General features: G+C 69.2%; 20 protein-coding genes and 1 tRNA gene. 14 read left to right on the top strand and 7 right to left on the bottom strand.

Annotated features, from left to right (window positions below; genetic code table 11):
• From torC to PO78_RS19310, 3 genes are all read right to left on the bottom strand, one after another.
• Entirely contained in the window at positions 1–1224 is a 1224-nt protein-coding gene (gene torC, locus PO78_RS19320; protein WP_043746181.1) for a pentaheme c-type cytochrome TorC, read from the bottom strand.
• A 75-nt stretch (positions 1225–1299) separates the two neighbouring features.
• Positions 1300–1485, bottom strand: coding sequence for a periplasmic nitrate reductase, NapE protein (locus PO78_RS19315; RefSeq protein ID WP_004304957.1), 186 nt, complete (start codon positions 1483–1485; stop codon positions 1300–1302).
• Between the two features lie 194 nt (positions 1486–1679).
• A complete protein-coding gene (locus tag PO78_RS19310; protein ID WP_043746178.1) occupies positions 1680–3005 on the bottom strand; it encodes a hypothetical protein in 1326 nt (441 codons plus the stop codon).
• A 222-nt stretch (positions 3006–3227) separates the two neighbouring features.
• On the opposite strand from PO78_RS19310, the gene dmeF reads away from it, so the two are divergent.
• From dmeF to PO78_RS19295, 3 genes are all read left to right on the top strand, one after another.
• Positions 3228–4271: a CDF family Co(II)/Ni(II) efflux transporter DmeF gene (dmeF, locus tag PO78_RS19305; RefSeq protein WP_043746175.1), complete on the top strand. Its 1044-nt coding sequence runs from the start codon at positions 3228–3230 to the stop codon at positions 4269–4271.
• A gap of 135 nt (positions 4272–4406) precedes the next feature.
• Positions 4407–4745 carry an arsenic metallochaperone ArsD family protein gene (locus tag PO78_RS19300; protein WP_043746173.1) on the top strand — a complete coding sequence of 113 codons (339 nt, stop codon included), beginning with the start codon at positions 4407–4409 and terminating at the stop codon, positions 4743–4745.
• A gap of 34 nt (positions 4746–4779) precedes the next feature.
• A complete protein-coding gene (locus PO78_RS19295) occupies positions 4780–5118 on the top strand; it encodes a hypothetical protein (RefSeq protein ID WP_231570769.1) in 339 nt (112 codons plus the stop codon).
• 66 nt (positions 5119–5184) lie between these two features.
• Here PO78_RS19295 and PO78_RS19290 read toward each other — a convergent pair whose 3' ends face one another.
• Positions 5185–5652 carry a hypothetical protein gene (locus tag PO78_RS19290; protein WP_043746169.1) on the bottom strand — a complete coding sequence of 156 codons (468 nt, stop codon included), beginning with the start codon at positions 5650–5652 and terminating at the stop codon, positions 5185–5187.
• Positions 5653–5773: 121 nt separating this feature from the next.
• Here PO78_RS19290 and PO78_RS19285 point away from each other — a divergent pair, with 121 nt between their 5' ends.
• The 10 genes from PO78_RS19285 to PO78_RS19245 all read left to right on the top strand — a co-directional run bounded on the left by PO78_RS19285 (position 5774) and on the right by PO78_RS19245 (position 13933).
• Entirely contained in the window at positions 5774–6025 is a 252-nt protein-coding gene (locus tag PO78_RS19285) for an RNA recognition motif domain-containing protein (RefSeq protein WP_004304945.1), read from the top strand.
• Positions 6022–6267, top strand: a complete 246-nt coding sequence (locus tag PO78_RS19280; protein WP_043746167.1) for a hypothetical protein — start codon at positions 6022–6024, stop codon at positions 6265–6267. Before PO78_RS19285 ends, PO78_RS19280 begins: the two co-directional genes overlap by 4 nt.
• Before the next feature lie 56 nt (positions 6268–6323).
• The gene (locus tag PO78_RS19275) at positions 6324–6686 is read left to right on the top strand and encodes a hypothetical protein (RefSeq protein ID WP_012585633.1); all 363 of its coding nucleotides are present in this window, start codon (positions 6324–6326) and stop codon (positions 6684–6686) included.
• Positions 6686–7087, top strand: a complete 402-nt coding sequence (locus PO78_RS19270; RefSeq protein WP_043746165.1) for a hypothetical protein — start codon at positions 6686–6688, stop codon at positions 7085–7087. Before PO78_RS19275 ends, PO78_RS19270 begins: the two co-directional genes overlap by 1 nt.
• A complete protein-coding gene (locus PO78_RS19265; RefSeq protein ID WP_043746163.1) occupies positions 7084–7581 on the top strand; it encodes a hypothetical protein in 498 nt (165 codons plus the stop codon). Before PO78_RS19270 ends, PO78_RS19265 begins: the two co-directional genes overlap by 4 nt.
• A gap of 195 nt (positions 7582–7776) precedes the next feature.
• The gene (locus PO78_RS23005; RefSeq protein WP_012585632.1) at positions 7777–7977 is read left to right on the top strand and encodes a hypothetical protein; all 201 of its coding nucleotides are present in this window, start codon (positions 7777–7779) and stop codon (positions 7975–7977) included.
• Positions 7978–7980: 3 nt separating this feature from the next.
• Positions 7981–8190, top strand: a complete 210-nt coding sequence (locus tag PO78_RS19260; RefSeq protein ID WP_004304933.1) for a hypothetical protein — start codon at positions 7981–7983, stop codon at positions 8188–8190.
• A 144-nt stretch (positions 8191–8334) separates the two neighbouring features.
• On the top strand, positions 8335–9435 hold the full coding sequence (locus PO78_RS19255) for an efflux RND transporter periplasmic adaptor subunit (RefSeq protein ID WP_043746160.1): 1101 nt from the start codon (positions 8335–8337) through the stop codon (positions 9433–9435).
• 14 nt (positions 9436–9449) lie between these two features.
• Entirely contained in the window at positions 9450–12503 is a 3054-nt protein-coding gene (locus PO78_RS19250) for an efflux RND transporter permease subunit (protein ID WP_043746158.1), read from the top strand.
• Positions 12500–13933, top strand: coding sequence for an efflux transporter outer membrane subunit (locus tag PO78_RS19245; protein ID WP_043746154.1), 1434 nt, complete (start codon positions 12500–12502; stop codon positions 13931–13933). Before PO78_RS19250 ends, PO78_RS19245 begins: the two co-directional genes overlap by 4 nt.
• Positions 13934–14088: 155 nt before the next feature.
• Here the strand turns inward: PO78_RS19245 and PO78_RS19240 are convergent, their stop codons facing one another.
• A complete protein-coding gene (locus PO78_RS19240; protein WP_043746152.1) occupies positions 14089–15411 on the bottom strand; it encodes an IS1182 family transposase in 1323 nt (440 codons plus the stop codon).
• A 279-nt stretch (positions 15412–15690) separates the two neighbouring features.
• Here PO78_RS19240 and PO78_RS19235 point away from each other — a divergent pair, with 279 nt between their 5' ends.
• A complete protein-coding gene (locus PO78_RS19235; protein ID WP_043746150.1) occupies positions 15691–16473 on the top strand; it encodes a hypothetical protein in 783 nt (260 codons plus the stop codon).
• A 336-nt stretch (positions 16474–16809) separates the two neighbouring features.
• On the opposite strand, the gene PO78_RS19230 is transcribed toward PO78_RS19235, so the two are convergent.
• Together PO78_RS19230 and PO78_RS19225 are read right to left on the bottom strand one after the other, a co-directional pair.
• A tRNA-Ser gene (locus tag PO78_RS19230) sits at positions 16810–16900 on the bottom strand.
• Positions 16901–16994: 94 nt separating this feature from the next.
• A complete protein-coding gene (locus tag PO78_RS19225; protein ID WP_012585628.1) occupies positions 16995–17375 on the bottom strand; it encodes an Hpt domain-containing protein in 381 nt (126 codons plus the stop codon).
• Positions 17376–17387: the final 12 nt, after the last annotated feature.

Here is a 17387-nt window from a genome sequence, read left to right as displayed (position 1 = left end):
TCAGGGACGCGCGGTCTGCAGGGCGGCATCGGGCGAACCGGCGCCATGCGACTTGCTGAAATCGGACGAATGGGTCTGGAGGTACTTGAGCACCACGCGGGCGGTGTCGTCGTCCATGCTGGTGAAGCCGACCATGCCGCCGAACAGGCCCGGCCAGGTGTTGGCGTCGAAGTGCGCTTCGTCGGGCTGGCGGTGGCACACGCTGCAGCTGCTGCTGTAGCTGGCGCGGGCGATCGACCACACCGGTTCGACGCTGTCGAGCACGCTGCCCTTGCGCATCCACGCGGTGGCGGTGACCTGCTGCCATTCGAGACCGGTCATCGGGTCTTCCCGGGTGTCGAGCACCTTCACGAAGCTCGCGTCCTGCGCGACGTCCTTGTCGAAGGTGGCGCTGGTGATGTTGAGGCCGAAGTGGCTGTACCAGACGCGACCATAGCCCTTGTTCTTGCGCCACAGCGCGAACTCGACGCGCTGCGCGTCGCCCTTGGTCTCGAGCACCTTGACCTGGGTGGCGACCTCGACCGAGCCGATGCGCTTGCTCAGACCTTCGTCGGCGAAGAGTTCCTGCGGCACCACCAGGAAGTAGTCCTTGCCCGTAGCCACGCTCTGTCCGGAGGCGGAGGACACCAGGGTGTCGAAGGCCGGGTTGCGCGCGCCCTTCATCTCGGGCAACTGGTGGGCGACGCCCTTGTGGCAGTCGACGCAGCTCTGGTTGCGCTCGGCGGCCTTGCGCATCGCCACCTGCGATGCCGGACGCATCTTGTCGAAGTTCATGTCCTTGTAGTCGTGGCAGGCACGGCATTCCTTCGAGCCGTTGGCCGCGAAGCGCTTCCACTCGCGCTGCGCCAGCACGATGCGGTGCTCCTTGAACTTCTCGCGGGTGTCGATGGTGCCGAGGAGCTGGCCGAGCACCTCGCGGCTGGCCTGCATCTTGCGCGCCACCTTGTCGGTGAAGTCGTGCGGCACGTGGCAGTCCGGGCAGCGCGCGCGCACGCCGCTGCGGTTGTTCCAGTGCACAGTCTTCTGCAGCTCGGGCAGCAGGTTGTCGTGCATGGTGTGGCAGCTCAGGCAGAACGCTTCCTTGTTGGTGGCTTCCATGGCGGTGTTGAAGCCCTGCCAGGCCAGCACGCCGGCGATGAAGCCGCCGGTGACCAGCACGCCGAGGCCGATCCGAACCGATGGCCTGAGGAAGAGGTCCCGCAAGGACCTGAGTAGATTCTTCATTTCAATGCTCCTGCTTGTTGTCCGGTTCCCGGGCCTGCGGCCCTGCCGCGAGGCCTGTGTTGCAGCGTGGGGGGATCAGGACGGGGGGCCGAAGAACAGGATCTGCAGGAACCAGACCACGAAGCCATAGGCCGCGATCGCCAGCACCATGGTGATGGGCAGGCCGACGAAGGCGAGCAGCAGGAATCTGCGCCACTCGCCCGGGCGCTGGGGCGCCTGGGTACCCGATGGGGCGGAATGCCCGCTTGCTTGATTGTTCATGTCTCGATCTCCGCGTTGATGCGTTCTCCGGACGAGGCCGGAGGCGACGCGCGCGTGGCGCGGGATCGGCTCGGGCTGGGGATGGTCCGGTACTAAAGCCACACCCTGATCATAGATATCGGGTGTTAACGCCGAGGGGAGATTTGTGAATGGAAAGGAGCGCTTGTGTTAATGGCATTAACACAAGCGCCTTTTCACCCGGAATGCCGCCCGGCGGTGGCCACGAATACCGGCGCAAAGCCGCCGCCCGGCGTGCGGAAGTTGGTCGTCTGTCCCTTGTACAGCCGCGCAGCGACCAGGCGGATCGTGCCGGCGTACGCATACGCGCGGACATCGAGCTTGAGATCGCTGCTTTGGCCATCGACGGTGACGCGCCGTGCGGAGGGCGGGGCGAGGTTCTGCGCGACGTAGCCGCCGGCGAGGATCTCCTGCCAGACGCGCTGCGTGAGCTTGTCTCCCCGATAGGTCGCACGACTGCCGAAACCGGCGAAGGGTTTGAAGAACAGGCCGCGCCGTGCTGCCCACAATGCTCCTGCCCGCTCCGGGGTGACTTCGACCGTGCGCGGGACCCCTGCGAGCAGGCGGTCGACAAGGGGTTGTGGCACGCCGAGTTCGGCAAGCCGTGCGGCATCGCTCAGGATGGCGAGGTTGCGCTTGTCCGCGTACAGCGCGTGCGCGCGCGGATGGGGGGTCAGCACGACCGATCCGGCCGCGTAGGCCGTACGCAGGGGCGCCAGCGCCGGAGCCTGCAGGTAGAAGTCGGTGAGGCGGTTGTAGACCAGCTCGATCGGCGCGCCGTCATGCCTCAGGTGGCCCGACTCGAATGAGAGCTCGGCGGGGTCGCAGATCACCGCATCGATGCCGGCGCTGCGGAACAGGTGGCGAAAGAGCAGGAACTCGGGATACAGGTATTGGCTCGTGGGATGTTCGTCGACGATGGCGACGCGGGCGGGCTTGCCGCTTCGCCCCTGCAGCGCCCAGTCGGCGAGGAAGTCGTCCAGCCAGCGCTGGTCGAGCGACTCGAGCGCCGCGGTCGGGTGCAGGAAGGGCTGGATCTGCTCGCAGCAGGCTTTTTGCGCGCGTGCCAGCGCGCCGTTGAGCAGGGCTCCGCCGGCATTGGTGTTGATCTCGATGAGCTGCGGGCCGGCTTCGCCGAGATGAAAGTCGAAGCCCATGAACACCGATCTCGGCCCGAGGTCGATGCGGGCGATCGGCGGTGCGCGATCGAGCGCGATCGCCTGACAGGCCGGCAGTGTCAGGACCGATTCGACCGCGCCGATGAGGTCCGCCATGGCCGCCAGGGTTGCGGGCGCGATGAACACGGCGGTCGCGGAGAAGAGCTGCGGTCGGCTGCGGCCGATCTCGGCGGCGAGCCCGAGCAGGCTGGGCTCCGCCTCGAGCTGCCGGCGCAGGCGCTCGGGGTCGAGGCTGCGGCAGTCGCAGCCCCGGTTGATCGCCTCGGCCACGTCGCGCGCGCCGGTGTGCAGGCTGAAGCTGAAGTCGCTCGTCTCCATGGTCATCCCTTTCTGCAAGCCCGTCCGGGCTGTTGCATGCCCATTGGAACACGACCCGGGTGGCCCCGGTCCCCGGCTTCGGATACCGTACCCCCTATCGGCCGAGGTCGTCGAGGAGCACATCCGCACCCGCATCGCCGATCCGGCGATGACCGATGATGCCGAGCGCACCAAGGGCGCCGACGAACTGATCGGCGTCCTGCGCACCTATCTGAAGCGAGCCCCGCCATGCACACCGAGAACCTGTCCGCGTGGACCCACGACCACGTCTTCGATACCGGCAACGCGCTCGCCGAACGCAGCACGCGGGTGGTGATGTGGATCACCGCCGCGGCGATGGTGATCGAGATCACCGCCGGCTGGTGGTTCAATTCGATGGCGCTGCTGGCCGATGGCTGGCACATGAGCTCGCACGCCTTCGCGATCGGCGTTTCAGCGCTGGCCTATGCCGCCGCGCGGCGCTACGCGCAGGACCGGCGCTTTGCCTTCGGCACGTGGAAGATCGAGATCCTGGGCGGCTTCGCCAGTGCCATCTTCCTGCTCGGCGTGGCGGCGATGATGGTCGTCGGCTCGATCGAGCGCATCGTGTCGCCGCAAGCCATCCAGTACCGCGAGGCGATCGCGGTCGCCATCCTGGGGCTGGCGGTCAACCTCGTGTGCGCGCTGATCCTGGGCAGGGCGCACCATCACGGTCACGACCATCACCACCACGGCCACGGTCACGGCCACTCGCACGGCCACGGTCACGGCCACTCGCACGGCCATGGTCACGAGCATCGCGGTCATGCCCACGATCACCCCCATCACGACCTCAACCTCAAGTCGGCCTACCTCCACGTCATCGCCGACGCGGCGACCTCGGTGCTGGCCATCGTGGCGCTCGTTGGCGGTTGGATCTACGGCTGGTCCTGGCTGGATCCGGTGATGGGCATCGTCGGCGCGGTGCTGGTCGCCGTCTGGGCCAAGGGCCTGCTGGTCGAGACGGGCCGGGTGCTGCTCGATCGCGAGATGGATCACCCGGTCGTGGCCGAGATCCGTGAAGCCGTCGAATCCGCACCGGAGGCGGGCGAAACCCGGATCACCGACCTGCACGTCTGGCGCGTCGGCAAGGCGGCCTACTCGTGCGCCGTCGCGGTGGTGACATCCGATGCCGCGCTCACCCCCGACGCCGTACGCGCCCGCCTGGCGGAGCACGAGGAGATCGTGCACTCCACGATCGAGATCCAACACCATCGCGGTTCCCGGGGAGCCCTTGTCGACGCAGCTCCGTGAGGCGGCGACGGTGCGCCCGCCCGCTTGGCACCGATGCCGGGGCGCGACTAAATTGGGTGCTTCGGCGCCGTGGGTGACCGAATCGATCGATCTTTCCATCGACTTCGCCGGGCTGGCGGGTACAGGAGACAAGAAATGAGAAACATCCAGATTTTCGAGCTTTCGCAGGGTGGTAGCGGCGCGGTCGCGGACGAGTCGATGGCCGATTTCGCCGCCGACGTGGCGTGGGCGATCGGGCAGGGCGCACACATCGAGCGCTTCGGCTTTGCCGAGCAGCCGGACGAGTTCGCGCGGAATACGGTTGTCGAGGACTTCGTCGAGCGCTCCGGATATGACGCCCTGCCGCTGGCCCTGGTCGACGGCGAGCTGGCCGTGGCCGGCCGCCATCCCACGCGCAGCGAGCTCGCGCGCTGGGCCGGGCTGGCGCAGCCGATTCCGGCGGGGGGGTGCTGCTCGGGCGGCCATTGCGGCTGAGGCGGGGTCTGCTCCTTCGTTCGACCCTGCGGGCGTGGTGATCCGCGGCGTCTTCCGCTTCGCGCGGGTGTCGACCGCGGTCGGTCTGCTTTGCGTGGTGGTGGTGCTCGCCTGCGCACAGGCGATCCCCGAGGACGCGGGGAAGCGGATGAACGGGGTGCGCGAGAGCCTGAACATCTTCGCCTGGGTGGCGATGTGGCGACCCGCCGAGCTGTGGCTGTACGCCCATCTGCCCGAACGCCACTGGCGCCGCCTCTCCCTGCGCCTCGGCCAGGCGAAGGTGGGCGTGGAGCGACCGGCCGCGACGGTTACTCGCGCAAGCGCATCGGGAACGCCTCGCGGCCCTGCCTCCGAGACCGTCGCCGCAACCTGAACGGATTCCCCGTCCCCCCGGACCGAGCCACCCTGTCCGCCCCTGCCGCCGGCAGTCGGCGCCGGTTCAGTCCAGGCGCGCGTGCTGCAGGATGCTCTCGATCACGCGCGCGGTCTGCAGCAGGCGCTTGACCGATTCGCGGGTGAACTCGAAGCTGGTCTCGTCGACGCCGCTCCGCAGCACCACCCAGCGCCCGTCTTCGGTGCGTCCGAGCTTGCCGCGCTCGCGCAGCTTTTCCAGCTTGCGCCGCACGGTCTCCTTCGGCAGCCCTGACACCTGCACCAAATCGGCGAGGCGAACCGGGCGTGCCTCGCCGAGCAGGAAGCCGTCGGGCGCGAGCAGATCCGCCGGCTGCGCGCCGGGATGCATGGCATGCGCGATGCTGAGGTGCGCGACCAGGCCCCACAACAGGGCGCTCTCCGCGTCGATCTCGAGCAAGTTGATGATGCGTCGCATGTGATCGACCAGGTGGCGGTTACTCGCAAAGGCCACCATCGCGAAGGTCTTCTCGAAGCGCCGGTCGAAATCGTCCATCTCGATGTCTCCAGACGAGCGGCGGCCCGAAATGGGCCGTTTGCCGACGATTTTCCCTGCGCCCGATTTATCCTGCAACGCCTTTTCGACCCAATCCAGTTCCAGCTGCCGGAGGCCGCACTTGAAGCTGATCCTGTCGGGCCTGAGTCCGGAAACGGATCTCGCCAACCTCACCAAGCGCATGAGCCGTTTCGGCCCGGTGCGTGGCGTCCGACCGGTCCGCGAGGGCGATCCGCAGCGCCCATGGTTCATCGTCGACCTCGACCTGCCGCACGGCGCCGCGGTTGCGGTCGCGCGCCGCATCGACGGCATCTATTTCAACGGCCGCTTCCTGCACGCGAGCGTGATGCTCCCGATCGGATCCGATAGATGAAGATGCTACGCCTTGCCCTGCCGTGTGCGCTCATGCTGGGCCTGAGCGCCTGTTCCACCACTCCGGCGCTGCGCGCACCGGAGGATTACCCCCGGCTCGACGTCAAGGCCGACGAGCCCAACACCCTCGTGTTCGTCAAGCCGGGCATCGACGCCGCCTCGGCGTTCGGGCGCTGGTCGGCCGCCGAGAAGGTGCTGGAGAGCGCCGCCGAGCACCTGGCGACGGACCTCGATCGGCCCTGAGCCCTCGGCCGCGCATGCGCCGTCCTGATTGCCGTCTCCCTCGAAGGAAACCTGATATGAAAATTCGTCCGTTTGTCTGCAGCCTGGCGCTGTGCCTGGGTCTTTCCGCGCCGAACGCGGGGGCCGAACCCGCACAGGGCGACGAGATGGAGCGTGCCCGCTGCAGTGGCATCATCGATCTGTTCGTAGCGGCCGACCCAGCGCTCGAGAAGGACGAACAGGCGCTGGCCGCCGCCCAGGATCGTGCCTACGTCTTCCTGATGTGGGCCCACGGCTACCTGAGCGGCCGCGACGGCATCGACTTCGCCCGCCGGCCGCTGAACCAGGACGGCATCACCGCGCTGGTGGGCGAGATCTACGCGGTGTGCAGGAACGACGAGGCGCGTCTGTTCCTCGATGCGGTGAAGGAGATCCGCTGATGAGCGAACCGGCCTTCAACTTTCGTCACGGCAAGCGCGGCGACGCGCGCCGGCAACTCGCCGCGCTGGGCCTCGCCCTGGTCCTGCTCGCGGGCCTGTGGCCGCAACCGGCCGAGGCGCAATCGCCACGCGCACGCGAGCGGCGGGTGGAGCGTTCGCTGGCGACCAAGGATGCGATCCGGCATCGGCAGATGAAACGGGCCTATGTCGCCGGCGCGGTCGCGCAGCATCGGCGCGAGCGGATCCGGGACCGTTACGAGGACCGCTATTACCGCGACCGTTACGAGCGCTACGACCGTCGCGACGATGACGATCTCAGCCGCGTGTTGATCGGGGTCGCAGTCGGCGCGGTCGCCACGAGCATCATCATGAACAGTCACCAGGATGGGGACGCACGATGACGATCCGATCCGCAACCCGTTACCTTGCCGGCGTCGTCCTTTGCGCCGGGCTGGCCTTGGGTGCGCACGCCGGAACGCCCGAGGAGGACGCGACCCTCGGTCTGATCCGCGAGCAGTTCCAGGATGTGGACCTGCGCCGCGTGATCGAGGTCAGCGCCAGCATGAAGCTCGACGAGCAGGGTGCGAAGCGCTTCTGGCCGATCTATCGCGCCTACCTGGCCGAGATCGTCGCCTTGCGCGACCGTCAGATCGACACGCTTGCCGAGTACGCCAGGCAGCTCGACGCGGGCTGGATCGACGACCCCACGGCGCGCACCTCGCTGGCACGCTCGCTCGCGCTGGAGCAGGCCCGGGTGGACGCCCGCCTCCACATGATCCGGAAGGCGGGTGAGGTGATCACGCCCATCCAGACGCTGCGGCTGTATCAGCTTGAACTGGCGATGGATGCGTCGATCGGCAGTCGTGTGCTCCAGCAGATCCCCCTGGCGAAGTAGGCAGTGGCCGGCCAGCCGAAGCGATGTTCGCAGCCGAGTGCCTGCAGGCGGGCGCCTGTTGCGTCGGCCTGGCCCATTTTGGGACGAACGCGGACATGGGGCATGCGGGCCGGATTAAGCTGCGCAAATCGGTTTCGCCCGTCCCGCATGGCCGGTTTCGGTCGTGCCTGTCGCCACGCTCATGGGATCCTTTCAATGAATACCAGGCTTGCCCTCTTCGCCGGGCTGATCGGCTTGTCGCTGACGGGTTGCGGTGGCCACGAAGTCGTACGGCCTACGGTGGACGTCTCCATCGGCCAGCAGCTCATCGACCTCAAGCGTGCGCGCGAGGCGGGCGCCCTCTCGGACCGCGAGTACGAGCGCCAGCGCGAACGCCTGATCGACAGCGTGGAGTGAACCATGCGCACGAAAGCTTATCCCTTGCTGGCCGTCCTCGGTTGCCTGCTGTTGGCGAGCTGCGGCGGGGACACCTATGTGAAGGTGCAGGGCACCACGACGATCTCGAAGGGGCAGGAGCTGGCCGACCTGCAGCGCGCGCTCGACGAGGGTGCGATCGATCGCGGCGACTACGATCTGCTGCGCAAGCGGATACTGGACCGACCCAACTGACGATCGGTCCCGCGTCGTGCGTGCCCCGCATGCACGCGTCGTGTAAACGGGCCTTGCGCGATGAGCACGTCTGGTGGCTGCGCCGCGCCGGCAGTGCGCACGCGACCCGCGCCCCGACCGCCCGCATCCGACCAGAAGAAATTCATGCGCATTCAAAAATCAGTTTTCGCGCTGACTACCGCGCTGCTTTGCCTGTCGTTGGCCGCCTGCAGCGAGCGGCCCGCGCCCGTTGCGGCGGTGGAGGCGACGCGTCCGGCGCCGATTCTCACCGTCGGACGGCGCACGGCGGACGAGGCCTTGCGCCTGCCGGGGCGGGTGCGTGCAGCCAGGCGCGCCGAGTTGTCGTTCGACGTGCCCGGCTTCGTCGACTCCTTCAGCCTGGAGGAGGGGCGGCGGGTGAAGGCTGGGGAGGTGGTCGCGCGCCTTGACGACCGCATCTACCGCTCGCGTCTGGACGCCGCGCGTGCGGAGTTCGAGCGTGCGCGGAACGATCTCGCGCGCTATCAGCGCCTGTGGGAAAGCGAGCAGGCGGTCGCCCGCGCCGAGGTCGACGACCGCCGCGCCCGCCTCGAAGCCGCGCGCACCAGCCTCGCCGCCGCCGAGCGCGATCTCGCCGACACTGCGATCAAGGCGCCTTTCGAGGGCGTGATCACCCGCCGCCGCATCGAGCCCTTCACCAATGTGCAGGCCAAGCAGCCGATCGCCGAGCTGCAGGACCTGCGCGCGCTCGAGGTCGTGGTGAATGTGCCCGAGCGTCTGGTGCGCCGCATGCGGCCGCAGCAAGCTGCGGTCGCATTTCTCGAGGGCGAGCGCAGCGTGGAGGGCGACCGCGCCGCGCCGGGGCAGGTGCTGAGGCTCGAGCTGCAGTCCTTCGCCGCCGAGGCCGACGCGCTGACGCAGACCTATGCGGTGGTGCTCGCGGTGCGCTCGGTGCCTGCCGGCGTCAACCTGCTGCCGGGGATGGCGGTGAGCCTGGAACCGGCGGCGGACGCCGGCGGGGCGCCCGCGGCGGACGCCGCCATCACCGTCCCGCTCGCCGCCGTGGCCGCCGACGCGCACGGCCGGCCGGGCGTGTGGGTCGTCGGCGACGACGGGCGGGTCGCGCGCCGCCCGGTGCGTACCGGCGCCATCGTCGGCGCCGACATCGTCGTGGAGTCCGGACTCGCGCCCGGCGAGCGCGTCGTCGCTGCGGGCGTCGGCGCGCTGCGCGAGGGCATGCGGGTGCGCGCGCTCGAAGCGCGCTGAGCCGGGGTGCGCCGATGAACATCGCCGAGTACACGATCCGCAAGTCCGTCGTCGCCTGGGTGGCCACGCTGCTGGTGCTGGCGGGCGGCTGGCTGGCCTACGAGCGCCTCGGCCGCTTCGAGGATCCGGAGTTCGTCATCCGCCAGGCGGTGGTCGTCACCGCCTACCCGGGCGCCTCGCCGGCGCAGGTGGCCGAGGAGATCACCGACCGCATCGAGGGCGCGGTGCAGCAGATGCAGGAGGTGGAGGAGGTCGTCTCGGTGTCGCGCGCCGGCGAGTCGCTGGTGAAGGTGGAGGCCAGGCTCGCCTTCTCGCATACCCAGGCCGAGCTCGACCAGGTGTGGGACAAGCTGCGCGGCAAGATCGCCGAGGCCGCGCGCGCGCTGCCGCCGGGTGCGGCCGAGCCGGTGGTGAAGGGCGACTTCGGCGACGTCTTCGCGCTCTTCTACGCGGTCACCGGCGAGGGCTACAGCCCGCGCCAGCTCTATGACTACGTCGACCTGCTGCGCCGCGAGCTGGTGCTGGTGCCGGGCGTGGCGCGGGTGGCGCTGCTGGGCGAGCGCAGGGAGGCGATCTACGTCGAGGTCTCGAGCGCGCGCGCCGCGCAGCTCGGCGTGCCGCTCGAGCGCATCTACGCCTCGCTGCGCGCGCAGAACCTGATCGCGCCCGCCGGTGCGGTCGATGCCGGCCCGCTGCGCCTGCAGATCCAGCCGGCGGACGGCGTGGTCTCGGTGGCGGCGCTCGGCGAGCTGGTGGTGGCGGGCGACGCCGCGAGCGGCCTGCTGCGTCTGCGCGATGTCGCCGAGATCCGCCGCGAGTACGTCGACCCGCCCGCGGTGCTGATGCGCCACGACGGCCAGGCGGCGATCGGACTGGGCATCTCCAACGTGCTCGGCGGCAACGTGGTGGAGATGGGCGACGCGGTCAAGCGCCGCCTCGCCGAGCTCGAAGGCCAGCGTCCGGTGGGCATGGAGCTGAACGTGGTCTCCTTCCAGTCCGATTCGGTGCGCGCCGCGGTGGCGGGCTTCGTGGACAACCTGGTGGCGGCAGTGGCGATCGTGGTCGTGGTGCTGCTGCTCTTCATGGGCCTGCGCAGCGGGCTGATCATCGGCGCGGTGCTGGTGCTGACCGTGGCCGGCACGCTGATCGCGATGTGGATGGACGGCATCGCCATGCAGCGCATCTCGCTCGGCGCGCTGATCATCGCGCTCGGCATGCTGGTGGACAACGCGATCGTGGTCACCGACGGCATCCTGGTGCGGATGCAGAAGGGCGAGGCGGTGGGCCCGGCTGCGGGTGCCGTGGTGCGTGGGACGGTGTGGCCGCTGCTCGGCGGCACCGTGGTCGGCATCCTCGCCTTCAGCGCGATCGGCCTGTCGCCCACCGACATGGGGGAGTACGCCGGCTCGCTGTTCTGGGTGATCCTGTACTCGATGCTGCTGTCGTGGCTGTTCGCGATCACGCTGACGCCGCTGCTGTGCGCCGCCTTCCTGGAGGTGAAGGTCGAGGCGGGTGCGCGGGAGGGCGGCCTGCTGCGCGCCTATCGCCGCCTGCTGCAGGGCGTGCTGGCCCGGCGCGTGGCGAGCGGCGTGGTGCTGCTGGGGTTGCTCGCCGCCGGCGTGCTCGCCTTCGGTCACGTGCCACCGGGATTCATGCCCGATTCGGCGCGGCCGCAGTTCGTCGTCGACCTGGCGCTGCCGCAGGGTACCGACATCCGAACCACTGCCGCCGTGGTCGCCGAGGCCGAGGCGAAGGTGAGCGCGGCGCCGGGCGTGAGCCATGTGACGAGCTTCATCGGCCAGGGCGGGCTGCGCTTCATGCTCACCTACAGCCCGGAAGACCCCAACCCGGCCTATGGCCAGCTCTTGGTCGATGTCGAGCGCTTCGAGGACATCGCCGGCCTCATCGAGCGCCTGCAGCCCGAGCTCGAGGCCGCCTTCCCGCAGGCCAGCGTCAAGGTGTGGAAGTTCATGCTCGGCCGCGGCGGCGGCAAGAAGATCGAGGCCGCCTTCCGCGGCCCCGACCCGGCGGTGCTGCGCCGGCTGGCGGAAGAGGCCAAGGCGATCATGGCCGCCGACCCCGGGGCGGTGGCGATCCAGGACGACTGGCGCCAGGCGGTGCCAGTGGTGCGCCCGCACTTTTCGGTCGAGGCCGCGCAGCGCGCCGGCGTGCTGCCCTCGGACATCGCCGCCGCGCTGGAGCGCAACTACGTCGGCCAGCAGATCGGCGTGTATCGCGACAAGGAGCGTCTGATCCCCATCCTGGCGCGCGCGCCGGCGGACGAGCGCGGCGGCGTCGAGGATCTCGGCAACGCCCAGGTCTTCAGTGCGACCGCCGGCAAGTACGTGCCGGTGAGCCAGTTCGTCGAGCGCGTCGACACGGTGTGGGAGGACGCGCTGATCCGGCGCGAGAACCGCTTCCCGACCATCAAGGCGCAGTGCGACCCGCCCGCAGGGCAGCTGTCCGCGCCGCTGTTCGAGCGCCTGCGCCCGCAGATCGAGGCCATCACGCTGCCGCCGGGCTATGTCCTGGAGTGGCACGGCGAGCACAAGGCCTCGGTCGAGGCCAACGCCGGCCTGGCCGCGGCGGCGCCCTTCGGCTTCGCGGCGATGGTGGTGGCGGTGATCGTGATGTTCAATGGCCTGCGCCAGACCGCGGTGATCTGGCTCACCGTGCCGCTCGCGGTGGTGGGGGTGGCGATCGGGCTGCTGCTGTTCCAGGCGCCCTTCGAGTTCATGGCCATCCTCGGCTTCCTGAGCCTCACCGGCATGCTGATCAAGAACGCGATCGTGCTGGTGGACCAGATCGACATCGAGATCCGGGAGGGCAAGCCGCGCCTGCTCGCGCTGCTCGACGCGTCGGCCAGCCGGGCACGCCCGGTCTTCCTCGGCGCGGTCACGACGGTGCTGGGGGTGGCGCCGCTGCTGGTCGATCCCTTCTTCCGCAGCATGGCGGTGACCATCATGTTCGGCCTCATCTTCGCCACCGGACTCACCCTGGTGGTGGTGCCGCTGCTGTACGCGAGCTTCTTCCGCATCCGCGGCGACGAGGCGGAGGCGGGGCGATGAGACGCGCGTCGCTGCCCGGGTGCCCGCGGTCCGCCCTGCTGCCCGCGCTCGCCCTGCTGCTGGCGGCCTGCCAGCCAGCCGCCTTCGTGCGGCCGGACGTGCCTGTGCCCGCAAGCTGGCCGCGGCAGGCCGAGGTGGCGCAGGCGGAGGCCGCCGCGAGCCTGGGCGTGCAGCCGTGGAGGGAGATCCTGCCCGCGCCCGAACTGCACGCGCTGATCGAGGAGGCGCTCGCCGCCAACGCCGACCTGCGCATCGCAATCGAGCGCATCGAGCTCGCCCGCGCCCAGTACGGCATCGAGCGTGCGGCGCTGTTTCCGGGCGTCGATGCCGCCGCATCCGTGGCACGCGAGCGCATGCCCGGCTTCGATCCACGCGCGAACCGCATCGGGGAGAACGCCGTGGTCGGGCTGTCGATGCCGGCCTGGGAGATCGACCTGTGGGGCCGCCTCGCCGCCCGCAGCGAGGCCGCGCGCCGCGAGGTGCTCGCCAGCGCCGCGCTCGCCGACGGCGTGCGCACCAGCCTGGTCGCGCAGGTCTCCTCGCTCTACCTGGACCTGCTCGATCTCGACGCCCAGCACGAGATCACCCGCCGCACGCTCGACGGTCGGCGCAAGGCGCTGCGGCTGACGCGCGCGCGCTTCGACGAGGGGGTGTCGTCCATCCTCGACGTGCGCCAGGCCGAATCCCTGCTGGCTGGATCCGAGCAGGCGCTCGCCGACCAGGCGCGCCGCATCGCGCAGACGGAGAACGCGCTCGCCATCCTGCTCGGCCGCAACCCCGGCCCGATCGCGCGCAGCGCCCGGCTCGACGAGCTGCGTACGCCCGCCCGGCTCGAAGCCGGCCTGCCTGCGGAGCTGCTGCAGCGCCGCCCGGATATTCGCGCCGCCGAGCAGAACCTGCGCGCCGCCGGCGCCAGCGTGGAGGCGGCCCGCAAGGCCTTCCTGCCGCGCATCACGCTCACCACCCTGCTCGGCTTCGCCAGCACCGACCTGGGCCGGCTCTTCGACAGCGACCGCTACGCCTGGTCGCTGCAGCCTACGCTCGGCCTGCCGCTCTTCGACGGCGGCCGCCTGCAGGCCGGCGTGGAGGTGGCCGAGGCGCAGCAGCGCATCCTGGTCGAGCAGTACAAGGCGACGATCCGCCAGGCCTTCCGCGAGGTCGCCGACGCGCTCGTCGCCTTCGAGCGCCTCACCGAGCAGCGCGCGGCCACGCGCCGCCTCGTGCACGCCAATCGCGAGCGCCTGCGCGCGAGCAAGGCGCGCTACCTAGCCGGCATCTCCAGCTACTTCGAGGTCATCGACGCCGAGCGCCAGCTCTTCGACAGCGAGCTCGGCCTCGCGCAGGCCACGCGTGGTGCGCAGCAGGCGGTGGTGCAGCTCTATCGGGCGCTGGGGGGTGGAGCGGCGGAGTCGAGTGCGTCGAACACCTAGGAGTCTGCGCGGCAGAACTCCAGAGCGTGTTTTCTAGCAGAATGATTGGCGAACCGCGAGGTGCGGCACGAGACTGAGGCCGTGGTCAAGTTGCTTTGCGACGGCGCGGCGCGCATGCCGGACGGCAACGGGGACAGGTTTGCCCCCTTTTCCCGTCATGCCGTCCTCAATGTGCTCATCCTGCGCAGGTTCAGCGCCATACAGACGAGCTTCCACTCCGCTTTGACGCGCTCCAGGCCCCGCAGGCTGAACTGCCGGAATCCCAACACGTTCTTGATCCAGCCGTTGGGCGGTTCGGCGATCCATTTCCGTTTTCGGTAGGCGCTCTTGCCCGCCTCGCTCTCGAGCTTGTCGGCCATCTGCGCGGTGTGCGGATTGCGTTCGCGATCGAAGCCGAGTCGGCGCTTACCTTCCCGGCCCAGCGCCACCACCAGTTCGGTCCCGCACCCGTCGAGTTCCCGGAACGTTTGCTCCGAGCGGTAGCCGGTGTCGGCCAGCGCCTGGCGCGGTCGGTGTTCGACGTTGTCGCGCACGGCCTGCAGTACCCCCGCCAGTTGCCCGGCGTCGCTGGCGTTGTTGGTCAGCTCGGCCGCCACGATGATGTGGGCGGTCTCGTCGACCGCCGTCTGGGCGTTGTAGCTCGGATCGAAACCGCCGCCGGCGCGCTTCATGATGCGGCTGTCCGGATCGGTGAAGTTCTCCTGCGCCTTGTCCTCGGGCACTCCAAAGTCGCGCTTGTAGCGCCCGCCCTTCGGTTTGCCGTCACCGCCGCGCGGGCGACGGTCGTCATCGTCGCTGCGCCCGCGCGCCTGATCGGCCTCGCGCTGGCGCTGCTCGAGCCGCGCCCGGGCTTCAGCAATCGCCGTCAGCCGCGCCTCGCGCCGCGCGATCTCGGCCGGCACATCCCACTCGGGCTCGTTCCGCTCGGCGTCGTCGGCGGCCTTGGCCCGATTGAGCAGCGCCTCGATCTGCCGTTTCAACTCGGCCTCCGCCTTCACCATATGGCCGTAACTCATCGCCTTGTGGCGGCTGGCGTTTGCCTTGACCTTGGTGCCGTCGATGGCCACCGTCCCGAGCTTGACCAGCCCCATCTCGCGGGCCAGTCGCACCACCTGCACGAACAACTCGCTCAGCTCCTTCAAATGGACCGCGCGAAAGTCGCTCAGCGTGCGGTGGGCCGGGAAGTTGTCTGCCGCCAGGACCCGGAACGCCACATCCTCGTGCAGCTTGCGCGCGATCTTGCGCGAACTGAACACGCCCGTGGCGTACGCATACAGCAGCACCTTGACCATCATGGCCGGATGAAACGGCTGGTTGCGCGGTCCGCCACCGGCATACCGGGCGTGGAACGCGCTCAGGTCCAACCCGTCGACCGCGTCGCTGATGAAGTACGCCAAGTGGCCTTCGGGTAGCCACTCCTGCAGCGCCTGGGGCAGCAGCATCTGCTGCTGCGGGCAATAGGGCAGATAGCTCGTCATCTCGACAGTCTACCGGCCCCGAAACGCCCGCGAGGACTTAACTCACCGACGCTTGGCTTCTGCCGCGCAGACTCCTAGCTGGCGCCGGTCGAACGCTTCGCCCTCGACGATCCAGCGGAGCTTCGAAGGCTGCGGTGTTCCCTCGGACGCGTCCGTCCGCGTGTCTTGACATCTGCCCACCTGTCACCTTGATTGAAAGCGGATGGCGTCGAGGGTGGTCGGGATATGCGAAGCTGCTTCCCGGCGAGGACGGATGGATCTTCTCGAGAGGAGCGCGACATGGCCGCATACTGGGATGAAGCCGCGATGCAGCGGGCGCTGGTGATGCCGAGCATTCTGGCGATCGGAGATTCCTGGTTCTGGTATCCCTTCCCGGGCGGCAGCCTGGTCAGCTACCTCGGACCGATCGTCGAGAAGAAGGAGCACACCATCCTCGCGCAGGGCATGAACGGGGCGGAGGCCTTCGACTACGTCGATGGCAAGTACAAGGACCGGATCACCGGTGCGCTGCGTCGATATGGCAGCAGCCTGTCGGCGGTGTTCATCAGCGGCGGCGGCAACGACTTCGCGGGGTTCAACGACATGCGGCCCCTGCTCGCCTTGGACTGCAGCGGCGCGCAGTCGGCTGGCGACTGCTTCCGCAGCGGGGACGGCGGGCTCGGCCAGTTCCTGGAGCGCATGGACGATCATTACCGGCGCCTGATCGGCCTGATCTACACCCATACCTCGCTCGACTGCCTGATCCTGATGCACTCGTATGACTATGCGATTCCGGATGGTCGCGGCGTCGCGGGCAAGGCCGGCTGGCTCAAGCCGGCTCTGGTCGACGCGGGCGTGCCGGAAGCGCTCCAGCGTGACTGCGTGCGCTATCTCATCGATGCGTTCCACGCCATGCTCGGGCGCATCGCGATGGGCGATCCGGCGCATCTGCGGATCGTCGACAGCCGGGGTACGCTCGCGGAAGACGATTGGGCGAACGAGCTGCACCCGAAGGGCAAGGGCTTCAGGAAGATCGCCAAGGAACGCTGGAAGCCGGTCCTCCAGGGGGCAGGGCTCGCCTGAGCGGTTCATGGATGGCGGAACTTGCGATCGGGGGCCGATCACATGGGGCGTCAGCTCGCGCCGGAGTTTCGCCGGGACCGTCCCTCGTCCATCCGGTCTTCGCCCTTGCGATGACGTCGATCGACGGGTTCATCGCCGCCTCGCTCAGCAGCCCGGCGCGCTGAGCGGGAGGGGGGAAAGTTCGGCAACCCGGTGCGCGCAAGGCGACGGTGCCGTATGCGGGCGAACCTGCACCGCCGCGAACAGGCGATGCCCGCTCGAGGGTCTTCGGGACGAGGGTTGAATCGTGTGGCGCAACAAAAAAGCGCCCCGAAAGGCGCTTGATTGCAGGTGTTCTGGCGGACAGGGCGGGATTCGAACCCGCGTTGGGATATTATCCCAAACACGCTTTCCAGGCGTGCGACTTAAACCACTCATCCACCTGTCCGGTGAAGCGCGGCATTATAGCCGCAGGGGCGCGGATTAGAAAGCGCTTTTTGTGCGCGGGGCGCTGGGCGCTGCCCGCCCGGAATCGGTACTCCTCACCGCCGCAGCGCTTCGAGCTGTGCTGCGACTTCCGCGGCGAGGGCATCGAGTTCGGCGTCGAGTTCGGCGAGCAAGGCATGGTCCCGCGAGAGGCAGGCTTCGGGATTTGCCTTGCAGTGCGCCTCGAGCTTCTTCACCAGGGCCACCGCCGGCGCGGCGCGCAGCTGCGCGAGGGCGCCGCGCAGGCGGTGGGCCACGCGACCCAATGGCTCGGCTTCAGCGCTCTCGATGGCCGCGCGCAGCTGCTGGCGGGTGTCGGTCAGCCAGGGGGCGAAGGTCTCCAGCACGACGCGCACGGCGGCGCGGCTCTCGGACATGTCGCTGCGCAGGGCGGCGAGGTCGAAGTGGGAGGTGGATTCGGGCGTGTGGGGGGGCATGTCGGTCTCGCA

Origin of the sequence: Thauera sp. SWB20 (genome assembly GCF_000831325.1) — a bacterium.
GTDB lineage: Bacteria > Pseudomonadota > Gammaproteobacteria > Burkholderiales > Rhodocyclaceae > Thauera > Thauera aminoaromatica.
Note: the sequence above shows the minus strand (reverse complement) of the source record. Positions and strands in the feature narration are given on the sequence as shown.